Origin of the sequence: Streptomyces sp. URMC 123, assembly GCF_051386515.1 — a bacterium.
GTDB lineage: Bacteria > Actinomycetota > Actinomycetes > Streptomycetales > Streptomycetaceae > Streptomyces.
Genome location: NZ_JBPQTV010000086.1, coordinates 1 through 22,095 on the forward strand (window position 1 = coordinate 1; position 22,095 = coordinate 22,095).

Genomic DNA, 22,095 nt, shown 5'->3' on the forward strand with positions numbered 1-22,095 from the left:
GACCGGCCTCGGGCCCCCCGACCGCCCACCCCGGACCCATGGAGCCGCCGCCATGCATGACGACCGCAGCATCGTCGAAGACCGTCTGCGCCGGGTTCTCACCGAGCGCGTCCACCCCGCCGTGTACGGCGACAGCGTGCCCCTGTCCGTCGAGCGCTGGGACGCGCCGGGCGAACCGGTGCCGGTCCCCGAGGGGCTCGCCGCCGACTACCGGCCGGCTCGGGTCGGCGACTCCTGGGGCCCGGCCTGGGGCACCACCTGGTTCCGGGTCACCGGGCGGGTCCCGCACGGCTGGTCCGGTCGCGTGGTCGAAGCAGTACTGGACCTCGGTTTCGACCGGCACCTGACCGGCTTCCAGTGCGAGGGGCTCGTCTACCGCCCGGACGGCGAGGCGGTGAAGGGGCTCAACCCGCGCAACACCTGGGTGCGGATCGCCGATCGCGCCTCCGGCGGCGAGGAGGTGCTGCTGCATGTCGAGGCCGCGGCCAACCCGGTTCTGGTCCAGCACGCCCCCACCCACGAGGGCGACCGGCTGACGGCGAGCGACCGCCCGCTGTACCGCCTCGCCCGGATGGACCTGGCCGTCTTCGAGACCGAGGTGTGGGAACTGGCCCAGGACCTGGAGGTGCTGGACGCGCTGATGCGCCAGCTCCCCGAGAGCGACGCGCGCCGCTGGGAGCTGCTGAGGGCGGCGGAGCGGTGCCTGGACGCCCTCGACCTGGCGGATGTGGCCGGTTCCGCGGCCCGCGCCCGGGAGCGGCTCGCGCCGGCCCTCTCCGCGCCGGCGAGGGCCTCGGCGCACCGCGTCAGCGCCGTCGGCCACGCGCACATCGACTCCGCGTGGCTGTGGCCGCTGCGGGAGACGGTGCGCAAGGTGGCCCGTACGGCCGCCAACGTGGTCGAGCTGATGGACGGGCATCCCGAGTTCGTGTTCGCGATGTCCCAGGCCCAGCAGCTCGCCTGGCTCAAGGAGCACCGGCCGGAGGTGTACGCCAAGGTCAAGAAGAAGGTGGCCGAGGGGCGGTTCGTCCCGGTGGGCGGCATGTGGGTGGAGTCCGACACCAACATGGTCGGCGGCGAGGCCATGGTGCGGCAGTTCCTGTACGGCAAGACGTTCTTCCTGGAGGAGTTCGGCATCGAGACGGAGGAGGTGTGGCTGCCGGACTCGTTCGGCTACACCGCCGCGCTGCCCCAGATCGTGAAGCTGTCCGGGTCGCGCTGGTTCCTGACCCAGAAGATCTGCTGGAGCCGCACCAACGCGTTCCCGCACCACACGTTCTGGTGGGAGGGCATCGACGGCACGCGGATCTTCACCCACTTCCCGCCCATCGACACCTACAACTCCGACCTGGGCGGCGAGCAGCTGGCCCACGCCGCCCGCAACTACCGGGAGAAGGGGCGCGGCACCCGCTCCCTCGCCCCGTTCGGCTGGGGCGACGGGGGCGGCGGCCCGACCCGGGAGATGCTGGCGCGGGCGGACCGGCTGAAGGACCTGGAGGGCTCGCCGCGCGTCGTGGTCGAGAAGCCGTCGGCGTTCTTCGAGGCGGCGCACGCCGAGTACCCGGACGCGCCCGTGTGGGCGGGCGAGCTCTATCTGGAGCTGCATCGCGGCACGTACACCTCCCAGGCGAAGACCAAGCAGGGCAACCGGCGCGGCGAGTCGCTGCTGCGCGAGGCGGAGCTGTGGGCGACGACGGCCGCCGTACGGGTCCCGGGCTACGGCTATCCGTACGAGGAGCTGGCGCGGCTGTGGAAGACGGTGCTGCTCCACCAGTTCCACGACATCCTGCCGGGCTCCTCGATCGCCTGGGTGCACCGCGAGGCGCGGGAGACCTACGCCCGGGTCCGCGAGGAGCTGGAGGCGCTGATCTCCACCGCGCAGCGGGCGCTGGCGGGCGAGGGTGAGCACAGCGTGGTCTTCAACGGAGCGCCGTACGCGCGCCGCGGCGTGCCGGCGGGGGGCGCGGTGGTGGACCCGGCGCCTCCGGCCGAGCCGGTAAGGGTCGCCGACCGGGACGGCGGTGGTTACGTGCTGGAGAACGGGCTGCTGCGGGTGGAGGTGGACGGGCGGGGCCTGGCGGTCTCGGTGTACGACCTGGCCGCCGGCCGGGAGGCGGTGGCGCCCGGTTCGGCCGCCGGGCTGCTCCAGATCCACCCCGACTTCCCCACCATGTGGGACGCCTGGGACCTCGACGAGTTCTATCGCCACAACGTCACAAACATCGTGACGGTGGACGACATGGAGCTCGCCGAGGCGGGCCGCGAGCGGGCCGTGGTCCGTGTCTGCCGCTCCTTCGGCGCCTCCTCCGTGGTGCAGCGGTACGGGCTGCGGGCCGGGGCGGCCGTGCTCGATCTGGAGACGGAGGTGGACTGGCACGAGACGGAGACCATCCTCAAGCTGGCCTTCCCGCTGGACGTGAAGGCCGACCGGTCCGCCGCCGAGACCCAGTTCGGACACGTGGAGCGCCCCGCGCACACCAACACCTCGTGGGACGCCGCGAAGTTCGAGATCTGCGCGCACCGCTGGCTGCGGGTGGCGGAGCCCGGCTGGGGCGCGGCGGTCGTCAACGACTCGACCTACGGCCACGACGTCACCCGGGACATCCGGGCCGACGGCGGCCAGACCACCACCGTACGGCTGTCGCTGCTGCGCGCGCCGCGCTATCCGGACCCGGAGACGGATCAGGGCGGCCATCGGCTGCGCTGCGGCCTGGTGCCGGGCGCCACCGTCCTGGACGCCGTCCGCGAGGGGCACGCGATCAACCTCCCGGAGCGGTGGGTGACCGGCGCCCGGCCGGTCGAGCCGCTGGTGACGGTGGACGACGACCGGGTGGTGATCGAGGCCGTCAAGCTCGCCGAGGACCGCGGCGGCGATGTGGTGCTGCGGCTGTACGAGGCGGCCGGGGGCCGGGCGCGGGCGACGCTCTCGGCCGGGTTCCCGGTGGTGTCGGCGGTCGCCACGGACCTGCTGGAGCGCCCGCTGGAGGACGCGCCGTCGTACGAGGTGTCGGCGGCGGGCGAGGTGGCCGTGGAGCTGCGGCCGTTCCAGATCCTGACGCTGCGCCTGGCGCGCGGCCGGTGACCGGCGGCCGGCGGGGGCGGTGAGGCCGGCGGGGCGGTGACCGGCGACCGGCCCGGCCACAGGGCCGCCGCACACGCCGCTTCAGGACTGCTTCAGGGCCGTCTCAGGGGGCCGTGCGGCCCTCCACGGCGGCCGGGGCCGTGCGGGGCACCGTGATGGTCACCCGCAGGCCGTGGGGCTCGTTGGGGGCGTAGGAGATCGTGGCGCCGCCCGCGGTCAGCAGCGCCCGCGAGATGGACAGCCCCAGGCCGGAGCCGGAGACGTTCTGGTGCCGGCCGCTGCGCCAGAAGCGGTCGCCGACCCGGCTCATCTCCTCCTCGGTGAGGCCGGGGCCGTGGTCGGCGACGACGATCCGTACGGTCTCCCCCCGGGCGGAGACGGAGACCCGGACCTCCTCCCCGCCGGGGGTGAACTTGAGGGCGTTGTCGACCACGGCGTCGAGCGCGCTGGAGAGGGCGATGGGGTCCGCCCAGCCCGTGGCGCCGCCGGGCCCGGCGTAGAACAGGGCGACGCCCTTGTCGTCGGCCACCGGGCGCCAGGCGTCGACCCGCTCGGCCGCCAGCGAGGCGATGTCCGTGAGCTGGACGTCCGCTCCGGCGTGCTCGGCGAGGGCCAGGTCCAGCAGGTCGTCGAGGACCCGGGCGAGCCGCTTGCCCTCCGTACGGACCGAGGCGATCTCCTCATGGCCCTCGGGCAGTTCCAGGGCCAGCAGTTCGATGCGCAGCAGCAGCGCCGCGAGGGGGTTGCGCAACTGGTGGGAGGCGTCCGCGACGAAGGCGCGCTGCTGTTCGAGGACTTCCTCGACGTTGTCGGCCATCTCGTTGAACGACCGTGCGAGCCGCCGCAGCTCCGGTGGCCCGCCGGAGGCCGCAACCCGGGAGGTCATCCGCCCGGTCGCGATGTCATGGGTGGCCGCGTCCAGAATCCGTACGGGCTTGAGCACCCAGCCCGTCAGCCGTACGGCCGCGCCCACGGCGAGCAGCATGGCGGCGGCCTCGCCGGCGGCGATCAGCAGCCAGCCCCTGAGGGTGCGCGAACGCATCTGCCCGGTGGGCGAGTCGGTGACCACGACCGCGATCACGTCGCCGTCGCGGATCACGGGTGAGGCGACGACGAGCCGGCCCTCCTGCCAGGGCCAGACCTGCGGCGGATCGTGGCTGCGGCGGCCGGCGAGGGCCTCCCGGAACGCCTGGTCCCCGTGTCCCTCGCCGGGCACCGGCCAGTCGCGCGGGGCCGCCGCCATGGCGTCGCGGTCGCGGTAGAAGACGCCGGCCCGGATGCCGTACAGGTCGTGGTAGCGGTCCAGTTCCGAGCGGAGGGTGGTCAGCCGCTCGTCCTCGGCCGCCGCCCGGGGGTCGACGGGCGCGGCGGTCACGAACTGCGCCAGGGAGGCGAAGCGGGCCGTGTCGTCGATCCGGTCGATGACCACGTGCTGCTGTTCGGCGGCGGCCAGGCTGGCGGCGAGCGGGAAGCCGAGGGCGAGCAGCACGCCCGCCATGAGAACGATGAGGAGCGGGAGGAGTCGGGTGCGCACGCGACCGCCGTGGTCTCAGGCCGCGGGGGCGACGAGGCGGTAGCCCACGCCGCGCACCGTTTCTATGAGCGCGGGCATCCGCAGCTTGGCGCGGAGCGAGGCGATGTGCACCTCCAGGGTGCGCCCGGTCCCCTCCCAGCTGGTCCGCCACACCTCGCTGATGATCTGCTCCCGGCGGAAGACGACGCCCGGCCGCTGGGCGAGGAGCGCCAACAGGTCGAACTCCTTGCGGGTGAGCGGCACGGCCGCGCCGTCCACCGACACGCGCCGGGTGGGCAGTTCGATGAGGACCGAGCCCAGGCGCAGCGGTTCCGCGCCGCGCGGGCCGCCGGCCGGCTCCTCCGTGCCGCCCTCGGCGAGCGGTGGGGTGCGGCGGCTGACGGCGTGGATGCGGGCCAGCAGTTCGCCCGTGTCGTACGGCTTGACCACGTAGTCGTCGGCGCCGAGGTTGAGGCCGTGGATCCGGGACCGCACGTCCGAGCGGGCCGTCACCATGATCACGGGGGTGGTGGTGCGCTTGCGGATCTTGCCGCAGACCTCGAAGCCGTCCTGGTCCGGCAGGCCCAGGTCCAGCAGGACGACGCCGAAGGGCGGGGCCCCGTCGTCGGGCAGCAGCGCCTGGAGCGCCTCCTCGCCGCTGCGGGCGTGGACCACCGCGAAGCCGTGGCGGGCGAGCACGGCGGAGAGCGCGGCCGCGACGTGGTCGTCGTCCTCGACCAGCAGCAGTCTCATTCCGCCTCCCTCCCCGTCCTCGGTGTCCGTACGGTCGTGCGCCTGTCCGTACTGTCGCGTGCGCCCTCGCCCGCTTCCGTACGGTCATCCCGCGTCACAGGGCATCCAGCCCGATACCGACCGTGCACGTCAAGAGCTGTCCGCCGGTGCGGGGGCATCCGTTATGGAGCCGGTAAGGAATCGGTCACCGAGAGGCGTTACACCGGTGCGCGAGGACGCCTCCGGCCGTACTGAGACCCTCACCCTCCGTGGCGGGCCGGTGGCCGTATCGTTATGCTCAATTTCCGCTCAGATGTAATGACGCTTGTCGGCGAGGGTCATTAATGTCCTCCCAACCGAGGAGGACGGAGCAAGAAGCCGATGACCGACGTATCGGTGACCAAGGACACCGCTCAGGCGGCCGACCCGCTGGTCGTGCTGGAGAACGTCAACAAGCATTTCGGCGCGCTGCATGTGCTCCAGGACATCGACCTGACCATCGCCCGCGGCGAGGTCGTGGTCGTCATCGGGCCCTCGGGGTCCGGGAAGTCGACGCTGTGCCGCACGATCAACCGGCTGGAGACCATCGACTCCGGTTCGATCACGATCGACGGCAAGCCCCTGCCCCAAGAGGGCCGGGAGCTCGCCCGGCTGCGCGCCGATGTGGGCATGGTCTTCCAGTCCTTCAATCTCTTCGCGCACAAGACCGTGCTGGAGAACGTGATGCTGGGCCAGACCAAGGTCCGGCGCACGGACAAGAAGGCGGCCGAGCAGAAGGCCCGCGCCCTGCTCGACCGGGTGGGCGTCGGCACCCAGGCGGACAAGTACCCCGCCCAGCTGTCCGGCGGGCAGCAGCAGCGGGTGGCCATCGCCCGCGCGCTGGCCATGGACCCGAAGGTGATGCTCTTCGACGAGCCCACCTCGGCCCTCGACCCGGAGATGATCAACGAGGTGCTGGAGGTCATGCAGCAGCTCGCCCGGGACGGCATGACGATGATCGTCGTCACGCACGAGATGGGCTTCGCGCGGTCCGCCGCCAACCGGGTCGTCTTCATGGCCGACGGGCGGATCGTCGAGGAGGCCCGCCCCGAGCAGTTCTTCAGCAACCCGCGCAGCGACCGGGCGAAGGACTTCCTGTCGAAGATCCTTCACCACTGACCGCACGCCGGGACGAACCGCGCGCGAGCCGCACCGCGGGGAGCGCGCACCCGCACCACCGCCGCCGGGGCCACGCCGGCACCGAGCCCGATCAGCGCCACCCGCCTGATGAGTGCCAACGCCTGACGACGCAAAGGAAGTTCACCATGAAGCTCCGTAGGACGGCCGCGCTGGCCGTCGCCGCACTGGCGCTCACCGCCACCGCCACCGCCTGTGGCGGCAAGGAGGGCTCGGCGGGCGACAAGCCGGCCACCCAGCCGGGAGGCGCGGACGCGCCCCCGCTGCCCACGTACACGGTCGCCAAGGACGTCAAGCTGGACTCCCCCACGCTCAAGGCCGCTCAGCAGCGCGGGAAGCTCGTCATCGGCTCGAAGGCGGACCAGCCGTTCCTCGGCTTCGAGGACCAGGCCACCAAGAAGCGCTCCGGCTTCGACATCGAGATCGCCAAGATGCTCGCCGCCGACCTGGGCTTCTCCGACAGCCAGATCGAGTGGAAGACGGTGGACTCTGGGGTCCGGGAGACCGCGATCTCCAAGGGCCAGGTCGACATGTACGTCGGCACCTACACCATCAACGACAACCGCAAGCAGCAGGTCGGCTTCGCGGGCCCGTACTACAAGGCGGGCGCGGACCTGCTGGTCCGGATCGACGAGAAGGACATCAACGGCAAGGACTCGGTCAAGGGCAAGAAGGTCTGCTCCATCGTCGGCTCGACGCCGCTGAAGGAGATCAAGAAGCCGGAGTACGGGGCCGAGGTCGTGGAGCTCGCCAAGTACTCGGACTGCGTCAAGCAGCTGATCGACAAGCAGGTCGACGCCGTCACCACCGACGACGCGATCCTCAAGGGCTACGCCGCGCAGAACAAGAAGAACCTGAAGGTGGTCGGCAAGCCGTTCACCCAGGAGCCGTACGGAGTCGGCCTCAACAAGGACGACAAGGAGCTGCGCGAGGCGCTGAACAAGGCCCTGGAGACGCGCATCAAGGACGGCACCTACCAGAAGATCTACGCCGCCACCCTCGGCCTGTCCGGCGCCCCGTACCAGGAGCCGCCGGCCATCGAGCGGTACTGACGCGCCCTCGACCCGTACTGCCCGAGGCCGCGCCGCCTCGACCCGTACTGCCCGAGGCTGCGCCGGCAGCCTGTTCGTCGATCGCCGACCGAACCGCCCCGTACGCCCGCCCGGACGCGTACGGGGCGCGGTTCCCCTTGCCCGCCCGCTGACGCGGAGACCCCATGAACGTACTGCTCGACCATTTGCCGGAGTTCCGCGACGGTTTCCTGGGAACCGTGTCGCTGACCGCGGCCAGTGCGGCGATCGCCCTGATCCTCGGTGTGCTGATAGCCGGCTGCCGGGTCTCCCCCGTGCCACCGCTGCGCTACTTCGGGGCGGCCTGGGTGACGCTGCTGCGCAACACCCCGCTGACCCTGCTGTTCCTGGTGGCGACCTTCGTCGTGCCCCAGGTGCTCTTCCCCGGCCTGAGCGCGTTCACGCTCGCCATCGCGGCCCTCGGCTTCTACACCTCGGCCTTCGTCTGCGAGGCGATCCGCTCGGGCATCAACACGGTGCCGCTGGGCCAGGCGGAGGCCGCGCGCAGCATCGGGATGACGTTCTTCCAGACCCTGCGCATGATCATCCTGCCGCAGGCCACCCGGACCGTGATCCCCCCGATGAGCAGCATCTTCATCGCACTGACCAAGAACTCCGCGATCGCGGGCGCCTTCAGCAACGTCGAACTCTTCGGCGTGCAGAAGCTGTTGAGCGACCAGGGCTACGACATCGTCCCGATCTTCATCTGGGTGGCCATCGCCTACTTGGTCGTCACCTTCTCCATCAGCGGCCTCTTCCGGCTGCTGGAGCGCCGACTGGAGGTCGCGCGGTGAGCGATCTCGGCGAACGAACCGTACGAACCACCACCCGGTGCCTGCCGCGCATACGCGAGGCCGAGGGGCGAAGCGAGGGACGAGGATGAGCGCCAGCGTTCTCTACGACGCGCCCGGGCCCAAGGCCCGGCTGCGCAACCGGATCTACGCCGTCGTCGGCAGCATCGGTGTGCTCGCGCTGATCCTCACCGTGGTGCTGCGGCTCGCCGACAAGGGCCAGCTCGACGGCGCGATGTGGGACATCTTCAACTACTCGGGCATCCGGCAGAACATCCTCGACGGTGTGATCGCCACGCTCAAGGCGTTCGCGATCGCCGCAGTACTGTCGCTGGTGCTCGGAGTACTGCTCGCCGTGGCGCGGCTGTCCGACCACAAGCCGGTGCGCTGGGTGGCGACCGGATTCATCGAGATCTTCCGCGCCGTCCCGCTGCTGATCACCATTTACGCCGTCTGGGCGGGCTTTCTGACCAAGGAGCCCATGTGGGCCCTGGCCATCGGGTTGACCCTCTACAACGGCTCGGTGCAGGCCGAGGTGCTGCGCGCGGGCATCAACGCGGTGCCCAAGGGGCAGAGCGAGGCGGCGTACGCCCTGGGCATGAGCAAGACCCAGGTGATGACGACGGTCCTCATTCCGCAGGCCGTTCGCTCCATGCTGCCGACGATCATCAGCCAGCTCGTGGTGACCCTCAAGGACACCTCGCTCGGCTACATCATCGTCTACCCCGAGCTCCTCCAGACCGCACGGCTGATCGCCGGCAACACGCTGGTCAACGGCACCTACCCGTATGTGCCCGTGATCATCGTGATCGGTGCGATCTACGTGGCGATGTGTCTGGCGCTCTCCTCGCTCGCCACCTGGATCGAGAAGCGGGGCCGGCGGGCCAAGACGGGCATCGCGGTGGCCGCGGCGGCCGAGCCGGTGGAGGCCCCGGGGGTCCTCGACGACCACGGCACCACCCATGGCCCGACCCATGTCACCACCGGTACGGACACCACCACGAAAGAGGCGGGCAAGAGGCGGGACTGACGGTTCGTTCGACCCGTTCGACAGTACGGCGGGCGGTCGGACCGTACGGATGGCGGACCATCCGATGGTGTGTCGGGGGGCAGTGGCGAGCCACTGCCCCTCCGCTTGACGCACGCACCCGCAATAGGTTGCATACGTTGTGTGATCGTGCACCGGCCTGCCACCGCCAGCTCCGCTCCGTACCACCGGACCGACGAGGCCGCGCCGTGGACCCGGTGATCGTCGTCGGGGCGGGCCCGGTCGGTCTGACCGCCGCGCTGGCCCTCACCCGCCGGGGCGTTCCGGTGGTCCTCCTCGACGAGGGCGGCGGACAGGACGACGCCCGGCCGGCCCGCACCACTGTTCTGCGGCCGGACACGGCCGCCCTGGTCGACCGGCTCGCGCCCGGCCTCGCCGAGGCCGGCTGCCGGTGGAGCGCGTGGCGGACCGTCCGGAGGCGCCAGACGCTGCGGCGCGTGGAGTTCGACGAGGCCCCGTCGCATCTGCCCCAGCACGTCCTCACCGGGCGGCTGCGGGCCGCGCTCGCCGCGGCCGGGGGCGATGTACGCGTCGTCCACGGCGGCCGGCTGGACCTGCTGGAACAGGACGACCGGGGCGTCACCGTCCACACCCGCGGGCGCAACGGCAGTTGGTGGCGGGGCAGCTATCTGATCGGGTGCGACGGGGCCCGCTCGACCGTGCGCAAGCTGCTCGGGGTGCGCTTCCCCGGCCGCACGGCCGTCGAACGGTACGCCGTCGCGGCGCTGCGCGCCGAACTGCCCTGGCCCGGCGAGGCGGTGCTGCACCGCTCGCCCCCGCGCGGGGGCGAGGTGACGGCCCGCCCGCTGCCGGGGAGCGCCTGGCGACTCGACTGGCTGCTGCCCCCGCGCGGCGAACTGGTCACCCCCGACGCCCTGATCGAGCGGATCAGGGACAGCCTCACCGTCTGGTGCGGCCAGGTGCCGCCGTACGAGCTGCTGGACACCGGTGTGCACACCGTCCATCACCGACTGGCGCGCCGCTGGCGGGTCGGCCGGGCGTTCCTCGCCGGTGACGCCGCCCATCTGCTGGGCGCGCTGGGCACCCAGGGAGTGGACGAGGGGCTGCGCGACGTGGACAACCTCACCTGGAAACTCGCCCTCGCCTGGCACCAGGGCGCCTCGGAGGCCCTGCTGGACAGCTATCAGAGCGAGCGCCGGGCGGCCATAGGAGCCCGGTTGCGGGCAGCGGACCAGGCCCTGCCGCCGCTGCGCGGAGAGGGCGCCTGGCCCGCCGTACGGCGCTCGCTGCCGGGCGCCGCGCGCGGCCACGACGCGCTGCTCACCGACGGGCACCTGGGGCTCGGCCCCTTGGGCGCGCCCCCGGTGTACGGCCGTTCGTCGCTGACGCCGCCGCCCTCGACGGGCGCGGCGGTCGTGGCGACGGAGCCCGGGGCGCCGGTCGCCGATGTGCCGGTGACCGCGCCGGACGGGACGGCGGCCCGGCTGCGGGACCGGCTCGGCGGCGATGTGCTGGTGGTGCTGATCGCCCCCGGCACGGCGGTCTGGGACCGCAGGCACTGGCTGAGGGCGGGGCTGATGCCGCGGTTGTCGGCCGCGGTCGGCGCGCTGCCGGTAAGGGCCGAGCTCCTGGTCGCCGAGGCTTACCCGGGGGCGGCGGCGCACACCGTGCTGCTGGTGCGGCCCGACGGCCACCTCGCCGCGGCCTGGTCCGGGGTGCGGCCCGCCGAACTGTACGCCGGGGCGGACACGGTGCGCGGGGGCGCGGCGCTCCCGCCGGGTGCCGAGCGGTCGGCAGGTGGCGGGCAGTCGGCGGCGGCCGGGCAGTCGGCAGGGGCCGCACAGTCGGCGGCGGCCGGCCCGGCGGACGAGCCGTCGGATGCCGGTACGGCAGAGGACGGGAAGGCGGGCACGGACAGGGACGCTCGCGCGGCCAGGGGCCGGACCGGCCCCGGGTCCGAGGGCGAGGCACCAGGGGCGGGGCAGGAGGCCGGCCGGGCGACGGCGGGGCGCGGCATCGGCCGCCAGGCCGCGGGGCGCTCGGGGCGGGAGTCGGCGCGCCGCTGAGCGACGCGGGCAGGACGCGTCTGTCGCGTGGAGTCGCGGTCACCGTTCCACGCGGTCGCGCGGACGCCCGCGCCGAGGCTCCGCGCGGCTCGGCGGCGCGCCCAACGCGCCGCCCAGTTCCGGCCGTTCTGCCGCCGGGGCCCCGCCGCGCTCCGGACGGAGCCCGTACGCGTACGACGTCGACGTGCGGTTCGGACCGCATGGTGGACGCCTCTTGCGGGCCCGTGAGGCGCGTGGTCTACTCCGGAAGATGACCGACAGCGCTGTGCTTCTGTGGCGGAGGGTCCATGTGGACCTGCTCCGGTACGCGGGCTGCGTCTGTCGTCCGTTCTGTTGACGCGTCTTCTCCCCGCGCCGCCAGGAGCCTGGCCGCGCGACCTCCGCGATCATCCAGGACGGTCTCGTGTCATCCACCGCATCGTCATCCACCGCGGCCGCCGCGTCCACCGTGGTCCCCGCCGCGCCGCGCACCCCGCGTTCCTTCGCCGCTCCCCCATCGGCGCCCGCACCCGTACCGCCGCCGGGACCCGCGCCCGTATCGCCACCGTCGGCCCCGCCGCTCGCGCCGAGCGCGGCGGAACTCCTCGACTTCGCCCGCCGGGTCGCCGCCGACCGGGAGCTGGTCGCGGCCCTGCCGCTCGACCCGGAGGGGCGCACCTGGGCCCGGCTCGACGGGCCCGCCGGCAGCGAGGCCTGGTTGATCGGCTGGCCACCGGGCACCGGCACCGGCTGGCACGATCACGGCGGCTCGCACGGCGCGTTCGCCACGGCCGCCGGTGAACTCATGGAGCACTCGCTCGCCGTCCGCCTGCCCACCGAGGGCTGGCGGTCGCTGGAGCTCGCCGAGGGCGTCGACCGGCGGCGCCGGCTGACCGCCGGCCGGGGGCGGTCGTTCGGCCCGCACCACGTCCACGAGGTGATCAACCCCTCGCAGGAGCTGCACGCCGTCTCGGTGCACGCCTACTACCCGCCGCTGCCTCTGATGCGGCGCTACAGCCGCAGTGGGCCGGTGCTCCGGCTGGAGGAGATCGAGCGCCCGGAGCAGTGGCGATGAGCGAGGAGACACCGGGCGGCGGGCCGCCGGCCGGGCCAGGCGTCGACGCGCTGCTGGAGCGGGCCCGGTCGGAGCTGGACCGGCTCGGCCCGCACGCCGCGGCCGACGCCGCGCGGGCCGGCGCGCTGTTGGTCGACATTCGCTATGCGGCGCTGCGGGAGCGCGATGGCACGATCCCGGGGGCGCTGATCGTCGAGCGCAATGAGTTGGAGTGGCGGCTCGACCCGCTGTGCGACCACCGCCTCCCGGAGGCGACGGATCACGATCTCCGGGTGATCGTGGTGTGCGACGAGGGGTACGCCTCCAGCCTGGCCGCCGTGTCCCTGCGCCGGCTGGGCCTGCGCCGGGCGACGGACCTGGACGGCGGCTTCCAGGCGTGGCGCGCGGCGGGCCTGCCCGTACGACGCCCCTGACGCGCCCCCCGCCCGCCCCGGCCCGTCACGCGTCGGAGCAGCCGTACTCCAGCTCCGCCAGGTCCTCGCCCTCCTCGGCGAGGGCCTGGCGCACCACCCGCAGGGCCAGCCCCTCGGAGTAGCCCTTCCTGGCCAGCATCCCGGCCAGCCGGCGCAGCCTGCGATCCGGGTCCAGGCCGCGTGTGCTCCGCAGCTTGCGGTCCACCAGCTCACGGGCCATCCGCTGCTCCTGCTCGGGGTCGAGCTGCCCCACGGCCTCCTCGATCAGGGCCGAGTCCACGCCCTTGCCGCGCAGCTCGCGCGCGAGGGCGCGCCGGGCCAGCCCCCGGCCGTGGTGGCGGGACTCCACCCAGGCGCCGGCGAAGGCCGCGTCGTCGATCAGCCCGACGTCCTCGAACCGGGACAGCACCTCGTCCGCGACGTCCTCGGGCGTGCCCCGGCGGCGCAGGGCGTCCGCGAGCTGCTGACGGGTGCGCGGGGTGCCGGTGAGCAGGCGCAGACAGATCGCCCGCGCCTGCTCGGCGTCCGGTGGCCCGGCCGCCCCCCGGCCCCCGCTGCGCGACGCCCCTCGCTCGGCCCTCGACGAACGAGGGGCACCGCTGTCCTCGGCCGCCCCGCGGCCGGCGCCCCCACGCCGGCCCTCGGGGCGTTCTTCCCGTTCCCACCGGCCGTGGCCGTCATGGCCCTCCGGCCAGTCGGTCCGCCGCGTCATGGATCAGCTCTTGGCCGCGGCGGCCTTGGTCGCCTTCGCCGCCTTGGCCGCGGGGGCGGGCACCGTCTTGGCCCCGGCCGCCGTGGCCCCGGCAGCAGCCGTGGCGGCGGCCGTGGTCTCCGCGGCGTCCACGCCGGGCTCCGCCTCCGGCGCCTCCGGCTTGCGGCCGATGCCCAGCTTCTCCTTGATCTTCTTCTCGATCTCGTTGGCGAGGTCGGGGTTGTCCTTGAGGAAGTTGCGGGCGTTCTCCTTGCCCTGGCCGAGCTGGTCGCCCTCGTACGTGTACCAGGCTCCGGACTTGCGGATGAAGCCGTGGTCCACGCCCATGTCGATCAGGCCGCCCTCGCGGCTGATGCCCTGGCCGTAGAGGATGTCGAACTCGGCCTGCTTGAAGGGCGGCGCGACCTTGTTCTTCACGACCTTGACGCGGGTGCGGTTGCCCACCGCGTCGGTGCCGTCCTTGAGGGTCTCGATGCGGCGGATGTCCAGGCGCACGGAGGCGTAGAACTTCAGGGCCCGGCCACCGGTCGTGGTCTCGGGCGAGCCGAACATCACGCCGACCTTCTCGCGGAGCTGGTTGATGAAGATCGCGGTGGTCTTGGACTGGTTGAGCGCACCGGTGATCTTGCGCAGGGCCTGGCTCATCAGCCGGGCCTGGAGGCCGACGTGGGAGTCGCCCATCTCGCCCTCGATCTCCGCGCGCGGCACCAGGGCGGCGACGGAGTCGATGACGATGAGGTCCAGGGCGCCGGAGCGGATCAGCATGTCCGTGATCTCGAGGGCCTGCTCGCCGTTGTCCGGCTGGGACAGGATCAGCGAGTCGATGTCCACGCCGAGCTTCTTGGCGTACTCGGGGTCGAGCGCGTGCTCGGCGTCGACGAAGGCGACGGTGCCACCGGCGCGCTGGGCGTTCGCCACGGCGTGCAGGGTCAGGGTCGTCTTACCGGAGGACTCCGGGCCGTAGACCTCCACCACACGGCCGCGCGGCAGGCCGCCGACACCCAGCGCCACGTCCAGAGCGGTCGACCCGGTGGGGATGACCTCGATGGGCTCGTTCGGCCGCTCGCCCAGGCGCATGACGGCGCCCTTGCCGAATTGCCGTTCAATCTGTGCGAGCGCGGCGTCCAGCGCCTTCTCGCGGTCGGTTCCTGCCATGGGTTCCACCCGGTTTGCTTGAGTCGATCGCTTCACGTCCACGACGCTAACGCCTGCCACTGACAACGCGCCCTGGACGCCGTCCGGCCTGTGGATAACTGCCGGCGCCCGGGCCACCCATCTGAATGGATGTTCGAATTCGGTGTCAAGGCGACTCTCCCGGCGCGGCGGCGCTCCCGCCCTCGGCGACCGCCCGCCGGTCGCCCCCCGTCAGGACCCGGCGGCCACCCCCGTCAGGTACCGGTGTCCGCCTCCCCGCGGTCGCCGACCAGGGCTTGACGTGCCCGGGCCAGCGGGGAGCGGCCCGGGTCCCGGGACCGCCGGCCTCCGGCACCCTCCCTGCGGGCGTCGTCGGTGAGGTCGTACCGCCGGATGTACGCCCCCAGGAAGGCCTGGAGCGTCGCGGTCGCCGGGATGGCGATCAGCGCGCCGACCGCGCCGAGCAGCGCCGTGCCCGCGATCACCGATCCGAAGGCCACGGCCGGGTGGATGTCGACCGTCTTGGCCGTGATGCGCGGCTGGAGCACATAGTTCTCGAACTGCTGGTAGATCACGACGAAGCCCAGGACCCACACCGCGTACCAGGGGTTCACCGTGAAGGCGAGCAGCATGGGCAGGGCGCCCGCCAGATACGTGCCGATGGTCGGTATGAACTGGGACACCAGGCCGACCCAGCAGGCGAGCGCCGCGGCGTAGGGCACGCCGAGGATCTCCAGCAGGATGTAGTGCGCGATGCCGGAGATCAGCGCCATCAGGCCGCGCGAGTAGATGTAGCCGCCGGTCTTGGCCACCGCGATGTCCCAGGCCCGCAGCACTTCGGACTGCTTGCGCGGCGGCAGTACGGAGCACAGGGCGCGCCGCAGCCTCGGGCCGTCGGCGGCGAAGTAGAACGAGAAGAGCAGTACGGTCAGCGCCCGGAAGAGCCCGCCGAGAACGGTGGCGGAGATGTCCAGGACCCCACTCGCGCTGTTCTGGACGTACTTCTTCAGCCAGTCCGACTTGAGCAGGCTGTCCTGGATCTCGACGCGCGACAGGTTGGTGTGGAACGTGACATTGGCCCAGTGGATCACCGTGTCCAGATAGTTCGGAAAGTTGTCGACGATCTTCACGATCTGGTCCGCGAGCATCGAGCCCAGCAGCACGAAGAAGCCCACGAAGAAGACGATGACCCCGAGGAACACCAGGACGGTGGCCAGCCCGCGCCGCACGCCGCGCGCCGACATGCGGTCCACGGCCGGCTCGATCGCCAGCGCCAGGAAGAACGCGATCAGGATGTTCACGAGCAGCCCGATGAGCTGGTGAAAGGCCCAGCTCGCGAACTGGAAGCAGGCGTACAGGGCGAACGCGAGCAGCATGGCCTTGGGCAGCCACCGGGGCATGCGACCGGTGACCGGCGCCGGGGCCGGGCGTTCCGGGGGCACCCCCGGCGCCGCCGCCGTCGGCGCGGTCCCGGTGTCGGTCTCGGTGCCGGTCTCCGCCGTCAGGGCACCCGCGTCGGGCGCCGCCGGGCCGGCTCCGGCCGGTGTGAGGTCATCTGTCGCTGCCACGGCGCAAGTGTCGCTCACGACGAGCCCGCCGTGCGGGCCGCCCCTGGCCTCGGTCCCGGCCGGAGCCGCCCGCGGGCCGCCCCGGCGAGCCGCTCAGCGCTTGTCGGCGGGGACGTCCACGGCCGCGCAGACTCCACGCCAGACGTCCTTGGCGTCCCAGCCGTCCGCCAGGGCCTGGTGGACGGTCCGACCGCCGAGCTCGGACATCACGTAGTCCCTCGCGAACGAGTCGGCGTAGGCGTCGCCGAAGTGGTCCGCCATCCGCTGCCAGAAAACCGTCAACCGCATACGACCAGTATCGCGCCCTTGCGGGTGCAGCCGTGTCACGGGCGCTGACCGGCGGCGCGATCCGCCTTACGGTCGATCCATGGTCCGATCCGGAGCAAACGCACTCGTCCGAGCCGAGCACTTCGTCTGGCTGACCGCCCGCGTGCTCGAACAGCGCCGATTCGCCTACCACTTCCTCACCGGGACCGCCGGCTCGCCCCGGGGCACCGCCACCACCGATGCCACCGCGGCGGCCGATGCCGTCGAGACCGCCCTCGCCGCGTATCTGACCGCCGACGGCGGCTACGGTCACGCCCTGGAGCCGGACCTGCGCGGTCCGGTCAGCCAGCCGCTCCACACCGCCCACGCGCTCCGCGTCCTGGACGCCATCGGCCGCTGCGGCGGGCGCCGGGTGGAGCGGGTGTGCCGCTATCTGACCGAGGTGTCCACCCCGGACGGAGCGCTGCCCGCGCTCACCCCCGCCCTCCACGGCTACCCCAGCGCTCCCTGGATTCCGGTCGTGGACAACCCGCCGAGCGATCTGCTGGCGACCGGACCCGTGGTCGGCCTGCTGCACCGCAACGAGGTGTGGCACGCCTGGCTCTTCCGCGCCACCGACTTCTGCTGGTCGGTCGTCGAAAACCTCGAGAAGTCCCACCCGTACGAGGTCATGGCCGCCGTCGCCTTCCTGGACGGGGCGCCCGACCGGCCGAGAGCGGAGGCGGCGGCGAGGCGCCTGGGCCGGCTCGTACGGGACCAGGGCCTCGTGGTGCTGGACCCGGAGCGGGCCGCGGACCATCCGGTTCCCCCGGGCTACGGGCCGGACGAGCACCACTTCCCGCACGACTTCGCCCGTACTCCCGACTCGCTGGCCCGCCACTGGTTCACCGACGCGGAAATGGCGCGGTCGCTGGACTTCCTGGCGGCCGGGCAGCAGGAGGACGGCGGCTGGCCGATCCGCTGGCGCTGCTGGGCGCCCGGCACGGCCCTCGAATGGCGGCCGATCGTCACCATCGAGGCCCTGCTGACCCTGCGGGCGCACGGGCGGCCCCTCGACTGAGGCGGGCGCGCGAGCGGCGCTGCCCGGCCCGGGGCCCATCACCCCGGGCCGGGAAGCCCCCCCGCGCCGCTGGTCGGGGCCGTTGTCAGTGCCGGGGTGCACGATGGAGAACATGTCGGACCAGCCGTCGGCGTCGGCCCTCGACGCGTTCTCACCGGCCACCCGCGGGTGGTTCACCGGGGCGTTCACCGCGCCCACCGCCGCCCAGGAAGGTGCCTGGCGCGCCATCGCCGAGGGGTCGGACGTCCTGGTCGTGGCCCCGACCGGGTCCGGCAAGACCCTGGCCGCCTTTCTCGCCGCGCTGGACCGGCTGGCGAGCGCCCCGCCGCCCGCCGAGGCGAAGAAGCGCTGCCGGGTGCTGTACGTCTCCCCGCTGAAGGCCCTCGCGGTCGATGTCGAGCGGAATCTGCGCAGCCCGCTGACCGGCATCCGCCACGAGGCCCTGCGGCTCGGGCTGCCCGAGCCCGAGGTGCGGGTGGGCATCCGCTCCGGTGACACCCCGGCCGCCGAGCGCCGCTCGATCGCCGTCCGGCCGCCCGACATCCTGATCACGACGCCCGAGTCGCTGTTCCTCATGCTCACCTCCTCGGCGCGGGACGCCCTGACCGGCGTGGAGACGGTCATCCTCGACGAGGTGCACGCCGTGGCCGGCACCAAGCGGGGGGCGCATCTGGCGCTCTCCCTCGAACGCCTCGACCGGCTGCTGGCCCGCCCCGCCCGCCGCATCGGACTGTCGGCGACCGTACGGCCGGTGGAGGAGGTGGCCCGGTACCTCTCCCCGCAGCGCGCCGCCACGATCGTCCAGCCACCGTCCGGCAAGGAATTCGATCTGTCGGTGGTGGTGCCGGTCGAGGACCTCGGCGAGCTGGGCGGCACCCCGACGGCCGACGGCCGGGCCGAGGAGACGGGCGAGAAGCCCTCGATCTGGCCGCATGTGGAGGAGCGCATCGCCGACCTCGTCGAGGCCCACCGCTCCACGATCGTGTTCGCGAACTCGCGCCGCCTGGCGGAGCGGCTGTGCAACCGGCTCAACGAGATCGCGTACGAGCGCGCCGTCGGCGAGCCCGTGCCCGAGGACCACGCGCCGGCCGAGCTGATGGGCGGCTCGGGAGCGGGCCGGGGCGCGCCGCCGGTGCTGGCCCGGGCCCACCACGGCTCGGTCTCCAAGGAGCAGCGGGCCCTGGTCGAGGAGGACCTCAAGGCCGGGCGGCTGCCCGCCGTGGTGGCCACCTCCAGTCTCGAGCTGGGCATCGACATGGGGGCGGTCGACCTGGTGGTCCAGGTGGAGTCGCCGCCGTCGGTGGCCTCCGGGCTGCAGCGGGTGGGCCGCGCCGGCCACCAGGTGGGGGCGGTCTCGACCGGGGTGGTCTTCCCCAAGTACCGCGGCGATCTGGTGCAGGCCGCCGTGGTCACCGAGCGGATGCGCAGGGGGGAGATCGAGGCCCTGCGGGTGCCCGCCAACCCGCTGGACGTGCTCGCCCAGCAGATCGTCGCGATGACCGCCCTGGACACCTGGGACGTCGAGGAGCTGCTGGCCGTGGTGCGGCGGGCGGCCCCGTTCGCCTCCCTGCCGGAGTCGGCGTTCACGGCGGTCCTGGACATGCTGGCGGGCCGATATCCCTCCGACGCCTTCGCCGAGCTGCGCCCGCGCGTGGTGTGGGACCGGGTGGCCGGAACGGTCACGGGGCGGCCCGGCGCCCAGCGCCTCGCGGTGACCTCGGGCGGCACGATCCCGGACCGCGGCCTGTTCGGGGTCTTCCTGGCCGGCGCCGACCCCAAGAAGGGCGGCGGGCGGGTCGGCGAGCTCGACGAGGAGATGGTCTACGAGTCGCGGGTGGGCGATGTGTTCACCCTCGGCACCACCAGCTGGCGGATCGAGGACATCACCCGGGACCGGGTGCTGGTCTCGCCGGCCCCCGGGGTGCCGGGGCGGCTGCCGTTCTGGAAGGGCGACCAGCTCGGCCGGCCGCTGGAGCTGGGCCGGGCGCTGGGCGCCTTTCTGCGCGAGATCGGCTCGCTGGCCCCGGACGACGCCCGGCTGCGGCTGATGGCGGCCGGTCTGGACGACTGGGCGGCCGCCAACCTCCTCGCCTATCTCGACGAGCAGCGCCGGGCGTGCGGGCACGTGCCGGACGACCGCACGATCGTCGTCGAGCGCTTCCGGGACGAGCTCGGGGACTGGCGGGTCGTGGTGCACTCCCCCTTCGGCGCCCAGGTGCACGCCCCGTGGGCGCTGGCGCTGGGCGCCCGGCTGGCCGAGCGGTACGGCATGGACGCCCAGGTGATGCACGCCGACGACGGCATCGTGCTGCGCCTGCCGGACGCCGATCTGATGGGCCTCGACCTGCTGGACGCGGACACCGCCGCCCCGGCCGCGGGCGGCCCGGAGTACGACGCCGAGAAGTCCCCGGTGGGCGCCGCCGACGTCGTCTTCGACAAGGGCGAGGTGGACGGCCTCGTGACCGAGCAGGTCGGCGGCTCCGCGCTGTTCGCCGCCCGCTTCCGCGAGTGCGCCGCCCGCGCCCTGCTGCTGCCGCGCCGGGACCCCGGCAAGCGCACCCCGCTGTGGCAGCAGCGGCAGCGGGCGGCCCAGCTCCTCCAGGTGGCGAGCGAGTTCGGCTCGTTCCCGATCGTGCTGGAGGCGGTGCGCGAGTGCCTCCAGGACGTCTTCGACGTCCCCGGGCTGACCGAACTGATGGGCGACATCGAGGCCCGCCGGGTCCGCCTCGTGGAGGTCACCACCCCCGAGCCGTCGCCCTTCGCCCGCTCCCTCCTCTTCGGCTATGTGGCGCAGTATCTGTACGAGGGCGACTCCCCGCTCGCCGAACGGCGCGCCGCCGCCCTCTCCCTGGACTCCCGGCTGCTGGCCGAGCTGCTGGGCCAGGCGGAGCTGCGCGAGCTCCTCGACGCCGATGTCCTGACCGAGCTGGAGCGGGAGCTCCAGTGGCTGGCGGAGGATCGCGGGATCAAGGACAGCGAGCGCCTCGCCGACGCGCTGCGCGTGCTCGGCCCCCTCACCGACGCGGAACTCGCCGAGCGCGGCGCCCAGACGTCGTGGGCCCAGGAGCTGGCCGGAGCCCGGCGCGCCATCCGGGTCCGGATCGCCGGCGCCGACCACTGGGCGGCCGTCGAGGACGCCGGCCGGCTCCGCGACGCCCTGGGCACCGCCCTCCCGGTGGGCGTGCCGGAGGCGTTCACCGAACCCGTCAAGGACCCCCTGGGCGATCTGCTGGCGCGCTACGCCCGTACGCACGGGCCGTTCACCTCGGCGCGGGCGGCCGAGCGCTTCGGGCTCGGCGTGGCCGTCACCGAGGGGGCGCTCCAGCGGCTCGCCGCCGCGGGCCGCGTCGTCCAGGGGGAGTTCCACCCGGCGGGCATCGGACAGGAGTGGTGCGACGCGGGAGTCCTGCGCCGCCTGCGGCGTCGTTCGCTGGCCGCGCTCCGCCAGGAGCTGGAGCCCGTGCCCGGCCCGGCGCTCGCCTCGTTCCTCCCGCAGTGGCAGCACGTCGGCAGCCACGGTCTGCGGGGCATCGACGGGCTGGTGCGGGCCGTCGAGCAGTTGCAGGGCGCGCCGGTGCCCGCGTCCGCGCTGGAGAAGCTGGTCCTGCCGTCCCGGGTGCGGGACTACTCCCCCGCCCTGCTCGACGAGCTGACCACCACGGGAGAGGTGGTCTGGGCGGGCGCGGGCGCGCTGCCCGGCAAGGACGGCTGGGTGTCGCTCTACCTCGCCGACGCCGCGCCCCTGCTGCTGCCTCCGCCGCACCCGGTGGAGACGAGCCCCCTGCACCACGCGGTGCTGGACGCCCTCTCCGGTGGCTACGGCCTGTTCTTCCGCCAGGTCGCCGATCAGGTGCGCGCGGCCCACCCGGAGTGCTCCGACGCGCGACTGGCGGAGGTGGTGTGGGACCTGGCCTGGGCCGGGCTGCTCACCAATGACACCCTCGCCCCGCTCCGGGCCCATCTGGGCTCGGGCCGCACGGCCGGCGCGACCGCCCATCGCGCGAAGCGGTCCGTGCCCCGGGGCCGCTACGGCTCGCTCGCCCTCCGTACGGGCGCCGCTCCCCGTGCCACCGCCTCGCGCGGCGGGCCACCGACGGTCGCCGGTCGCTGGTCCCTGGTGCCGGAGCGGGAGCCGGACACCACCCACCGGGCCCATGCACTGGCCCGCACCCTGCTGGACCGGCACGGCGTGGTCACCCGCGGCGCGGTCGCCGCGGAGGGCGTCGAGGGCGGCTTCGCGGCCGCGTACCGCGTGCTGGCCGCCTTCGAGGAGACCGGGCAGGCGCGCCGCGGCTATGTCGTCGAGGGGCTCGGGGCGGCCCAGTTCGCCATGGACGGCGCGGTCGACCGGCTGCGTGCCGTCAGTACGGCCCGCGACCGGGACGCCGCCGGGGAGCCGACGGCCGTCGGGGCTTCGCCGTACGCCGGCGGGCGGGGCGGGCCGGACC

The 22,095-nt window shown here is 73.5% G+C and carries 17 protein-coding genes; 11 read left to right on the top strand and 6 right to left on the bottom strand.

What is annotated here, in order from left to right:
- Nucleotides 1–52: 52 nt before the first annotated feature.
- On the top strand, nucleotides 53–3,082 hold the full coding sequence (locus ACSNOD_RS13070; protein WP_436767055.1) for an alpha-mannosidase: 3,030 nt from the start codon (nucleotides 53–55) through the stop codon (nucleotides 3,080–3,082).
- 103 nt (nucleotides 3,083–3,185) lie between these two features.
- Here ACSNOD_RS13070 and ACSNOD_RS13075 read toward each other — a convergent pair whose 3' ends face one another.
- Nucleotides 3,186–4,616: a sensor histidine kinase gene (locus ACSNOD_RS13075; RefSeq protein WP_436767056.1), complete on the bottom strand. Its 1,431-nt coding sequence runs from the start codon at nucleotides 4,614–4,616 to the stop codon at nucleotides 3,186–3,188.
- Nucleotides 4,617–4,631: 15 nt separating this feature from the next.
- Entirely contained in the window at nucleotides 4,632–5,348 is a 717-nt protein-coding gene (locus tag ACSNOD_RS13080) for a response regulator transcription factor (RefSeq protein WP_436767057.1), read from the bottom strand.
- A 360-nt stretch (nucleotides 5,349–5,708) separates the two neighbouring features.
- Here ACSNOD_RS13080 and ACSNOD_RS13085 point away from each other — a divergent pair, with 360 nt between their 5' ends.
- The 8 genes from ACSNOD_RS13085 (at nucleotide 5,709) to ACSNOD_RS13120 (ending at nucleotide 12,906) form a co-directional block, all read left to right on the top strand.
- The gene (locus ACSNOD_RS13085; protein WP_436767058.1) at nucleotides 5,709–6,485 is read left to right on the top strand and encodes an amino acid ABC transporter ATP-binding protein; all 777 of its coding nucleotides are present in this window, start codon (nucleotides 5,709–5,711) and stop codon (nucleotides 6,483–6,485) included.
- 146 nt (nucleotides 6,486–6,631) lie between these two features.
- Nucleotides 6,632–7,555 (top strand): glutamate ABC transporter substrate-binding protein, encoded by a 924-nt coding sequence (locus ACSNOD_RS13090; RefSeq protein ID WP_436767059.1) that lies wholly within the window; start codon nucleotides 6,632–6,634, stop codon nucleotides 7,553–7,555.
- A gap of 164 nt (nucleotides 7,556–7,719) precedes the next feature.
- Complete coding sequence (locus ACSNOD_RS13095; protein ID WP_436767060.1) at nucleotides 7,720–8,367, top strand: amino acid ABC transporter permease; 648 nt, start codon at nucleotides 7,720–7,722, stop codon at nucleotides 8,365–8,367.
- A gap of 85 nt (nucleotides 8,368–8,452) precedes the next feature.
- On the top strand, nucleotides 8,453–9,394 hold the full coding sequence (locus tag ACSNOD_RS13100) for an amino acid ABC transporter permease (protein ID WP_436767061.1): 942 nt from the start codon (nucleotides 8,453–8,455) through the stop codon (nucleotides 9,392–9,394).
- 206 nt (nucleotides 9,395–9,600) lie between these two features.
- A complete protein-coding gene (locus tag ACSNOD_RS13105; RefSeq protein ID WP_436767062.1) occupies nucleotides 9,601–11,439 on the top strand; it encodes an FAD-dependent monooxygenase in 1,839 nt (612 codons plus the stop codon).
- A 250-nt stretch (nucleotides 11,440–11,689) separates the two neighbouring features.
- Complete coding sequence (locus ACSNOD_RS13110; RefSeq protein WP_436767069.1) at nucleotides 11,690–11,776, top strand: putative leader peptide; 87 nt, start codon at nucleotides 11,690–11,692, stop codon at nucleotides 11,774–11,776.
- 111 nt (nucleotides 11,777–11,887) lie between these two features.
- The gene (locus tag ACSNOD_RS13115) at nucleotides 11,888–12,493 is read left to right on the top strand and encodes a cysteine dioxygenase (protein WP_436767070.1); all 606 of its coding nucleotides are present in this window, start codon (nucleotides 11,888–11,890) and stop codon (nucleotides 12,491–12,493) included.
- Entirely contained in the window at nucleotides 12,490–12,906 is a 417-nt protein-coding gene (locus ACSNOD_RS13120) for a rhodanese-like domain-containing protein (RefSeq protein WP_436767063.1), read from the top strand. Before ACSNOD_RS13115 ends, ACSNOD_RS13120 begins: the two co-directional genes overlap by 4 nt.
- A 25-nt stretch (nucleotides 12,907–12,931) precedes the next feature.
- Here the strand turns inward: ACSNOD_RS13120 and recX are convergent, their stop codons facing one another.
- The 4 genes from recX to ACSNOD_RS13140 all read right to left on the bottom strand — a co-directional run bounded on the left by recX (nucleotide 12,932) and on the right by ACSNOD_RS13140 (nucleotide 16,608).
- Nucleotides 12,932–13,618 (bottom strand): recombination regulator RecX, encoded by a 687-nt coding sequence (gene recX / locus ACSNOD_RS13125; protein WP_436767064.1) that lies wholly within the window; start codon nucleotides 13,616–13,618, stop codon nucleotides 12,932–12,934.
- Nucleotides 13,619–13,621: 3 nt separating this feature from the next.
- Nucleotides 13,622–14,773, bottom strand: coding sequence for a recombinase RecA (gene recA / locus ACSNOD_RS13130; protein ID WP_436767065.1), 1,152 nt, complete (start codon nucleotides 14,771–14,773; stop codon nucleotides 13,622–13,624).
- Between the two features lie 233 nt (nucleotides 14,774–15,006).
- Entirely contained in the window at nucleotides 15,007–16,152 is a 1,146-nt protein-coding gene (locus ACSNOD_RS13135) for an AI-2E family transporter (RefSeq protein WP_436767071.1), read from the bottom strand.
- Nucleotides 16,153–16,413: 261 nt separating this feature from the next.
- Nucleotides 16,414–16,608 (bottom strand): DUF3046 domain-containing protein, encoded by a 195-nt coding sequence (locus ACSNOD_RS13140; protein WP_436767066.1) that lies wholly within the window; start codon nucleotides 16,606–16,608, stop codon nucleotides 16,414–16,416.
- A 79-nt stretch (nucleotides 16,609–16,687) separates the two neighbouring features.
- Between ACSNOD_RS13140 and ACSNOD_RS13145 the strand changes: the two genes are divergently transcribed.
- Together ACSNOD_RS13145 and ACSNOD_RS13150 are read left to right on the top strand one after the other, a co-directional pair.
- Nucleotides 16,688–17,647: a hypothetical protein gene (locus ACSNOD_RS13145; protein ID WP_436767067.1), complete on the top strand. Its 960-nt coding sequence runs from the start codon at nucleotides 16,688–16,690 to the stop codon at nucleotides 17,645–17,647.
- A gap of 112 nt (nucleotides 17,648–17,759) precedes the next feature.
- The coding region (locus ACSNOD_RS13150) for an ATP-dependent helicase (RefSeq protein ID WP_436767068.1) at nucleotides 17,760–22,095 on the top strand (4,336 nt) is incomplete at its 3' end.

What these genes read in the sequence shown, in the direction of transcription:
- ACSNOD_RS13070 (WP_436767055.1), top strand. Translation starts at nt 53, where the DNA reads ATGCATGACGACCGCAGCATCGTCGAAGACCGTCTGCGCCGGGTTCTC.
- ACSNOD_RS13080 (WP_436767057.1), bottom strand. Translation starts at nt 5,348, where the DNA reads ATGAGACTGCTGCTGGTCGAGGACGACGACCACGTCGCGGCCGCGCTC.
- ACSNOD_RS13085 (WP_436767058.1), top strand. Translation starts at nt 5,709, where the DNA reads ATGACCGACGTATCGGTGACCAAGGACACCGCTCAGGCGGCCGACCCG.
- ACSNOD_RS13090 (WP_436767059.1), top strand. Translation starts at nt 6,632, where the DNA reads ATGAAGCTCCGTAGGACGGCCGCGCTGGCCGTCGCCGCACTGGCGCTC.
- ACSNOD_RS13095 (WP_436767060.1), top strand. Translation starts at nt 7,720, where the DNA reads ATGAACGTACTGCTCGACCATTTGCCGGAGTTCCGCGACGGTTTCCTG.
- ACSNOD_RS13100 (WP_436767061.1), top strand. Translation starts at nt 8,453, where the DNA reads ATGAGCGCCAGCGTTCTCTACGACGCGCCCGGGCCCAAGGCCCGGCTG.
- ACSNOD_RS13110 (WP_436767069.1), top strand. Translation starts at nt 11,690, where the DNA reads ATGACCGACAGCGCTGTGCTTCTGTGGCGGAGGGTCCATGTGGACCTG.
- ACSNOD_RS13120 (WP_436767063.1), top strand. Translation starts at nt 12,490, where the DNA reads ATGAGCGAGGAGACACCGGGCGGCGGGCCGCCGGCCGGGCCAGGCGTC.
- recX (WP_436767064.1), bottom strand. Translation starts at nt 13,618, where the DNA reads ATGACGCGGCGGACCGACTGGCCGGAGGGCCATGACGGCCACGGCCGG.
- recA (WP_436767065.1), bottom strand. Translation starts at nt 14,773, where the DNA reads ATGGCAGGAACCGACCGCGAGAAGGCGCTGGACGCCGCGCTCGCACAG.
- ACSNOD_RS13135 (WP_436767071.1), bottom strand. Translation starts at nt 16,152, where the DNA reads ATGCCCCGGTGGCTGCCCAAGGCCATGCTGCTCGCGTTCGCCCTGTAC.
- ACSNOD_RS13140 (WP_436767066.1), bottom strand. Translation starts at nt 16,608, where the DNA reads ATGCGGTTGACGGTTTTCTGGCAGCGGATGGCGGACCACTTCGGCGAC.
- ACSNOD_RS13145 (WP_436767067.1), top strand. Translation starts at nt 16,688, where the DNA reads ATGGTCCGATCCGGAGCAAACGCACTCGTCCGAGCCGAGCACTTCGTC.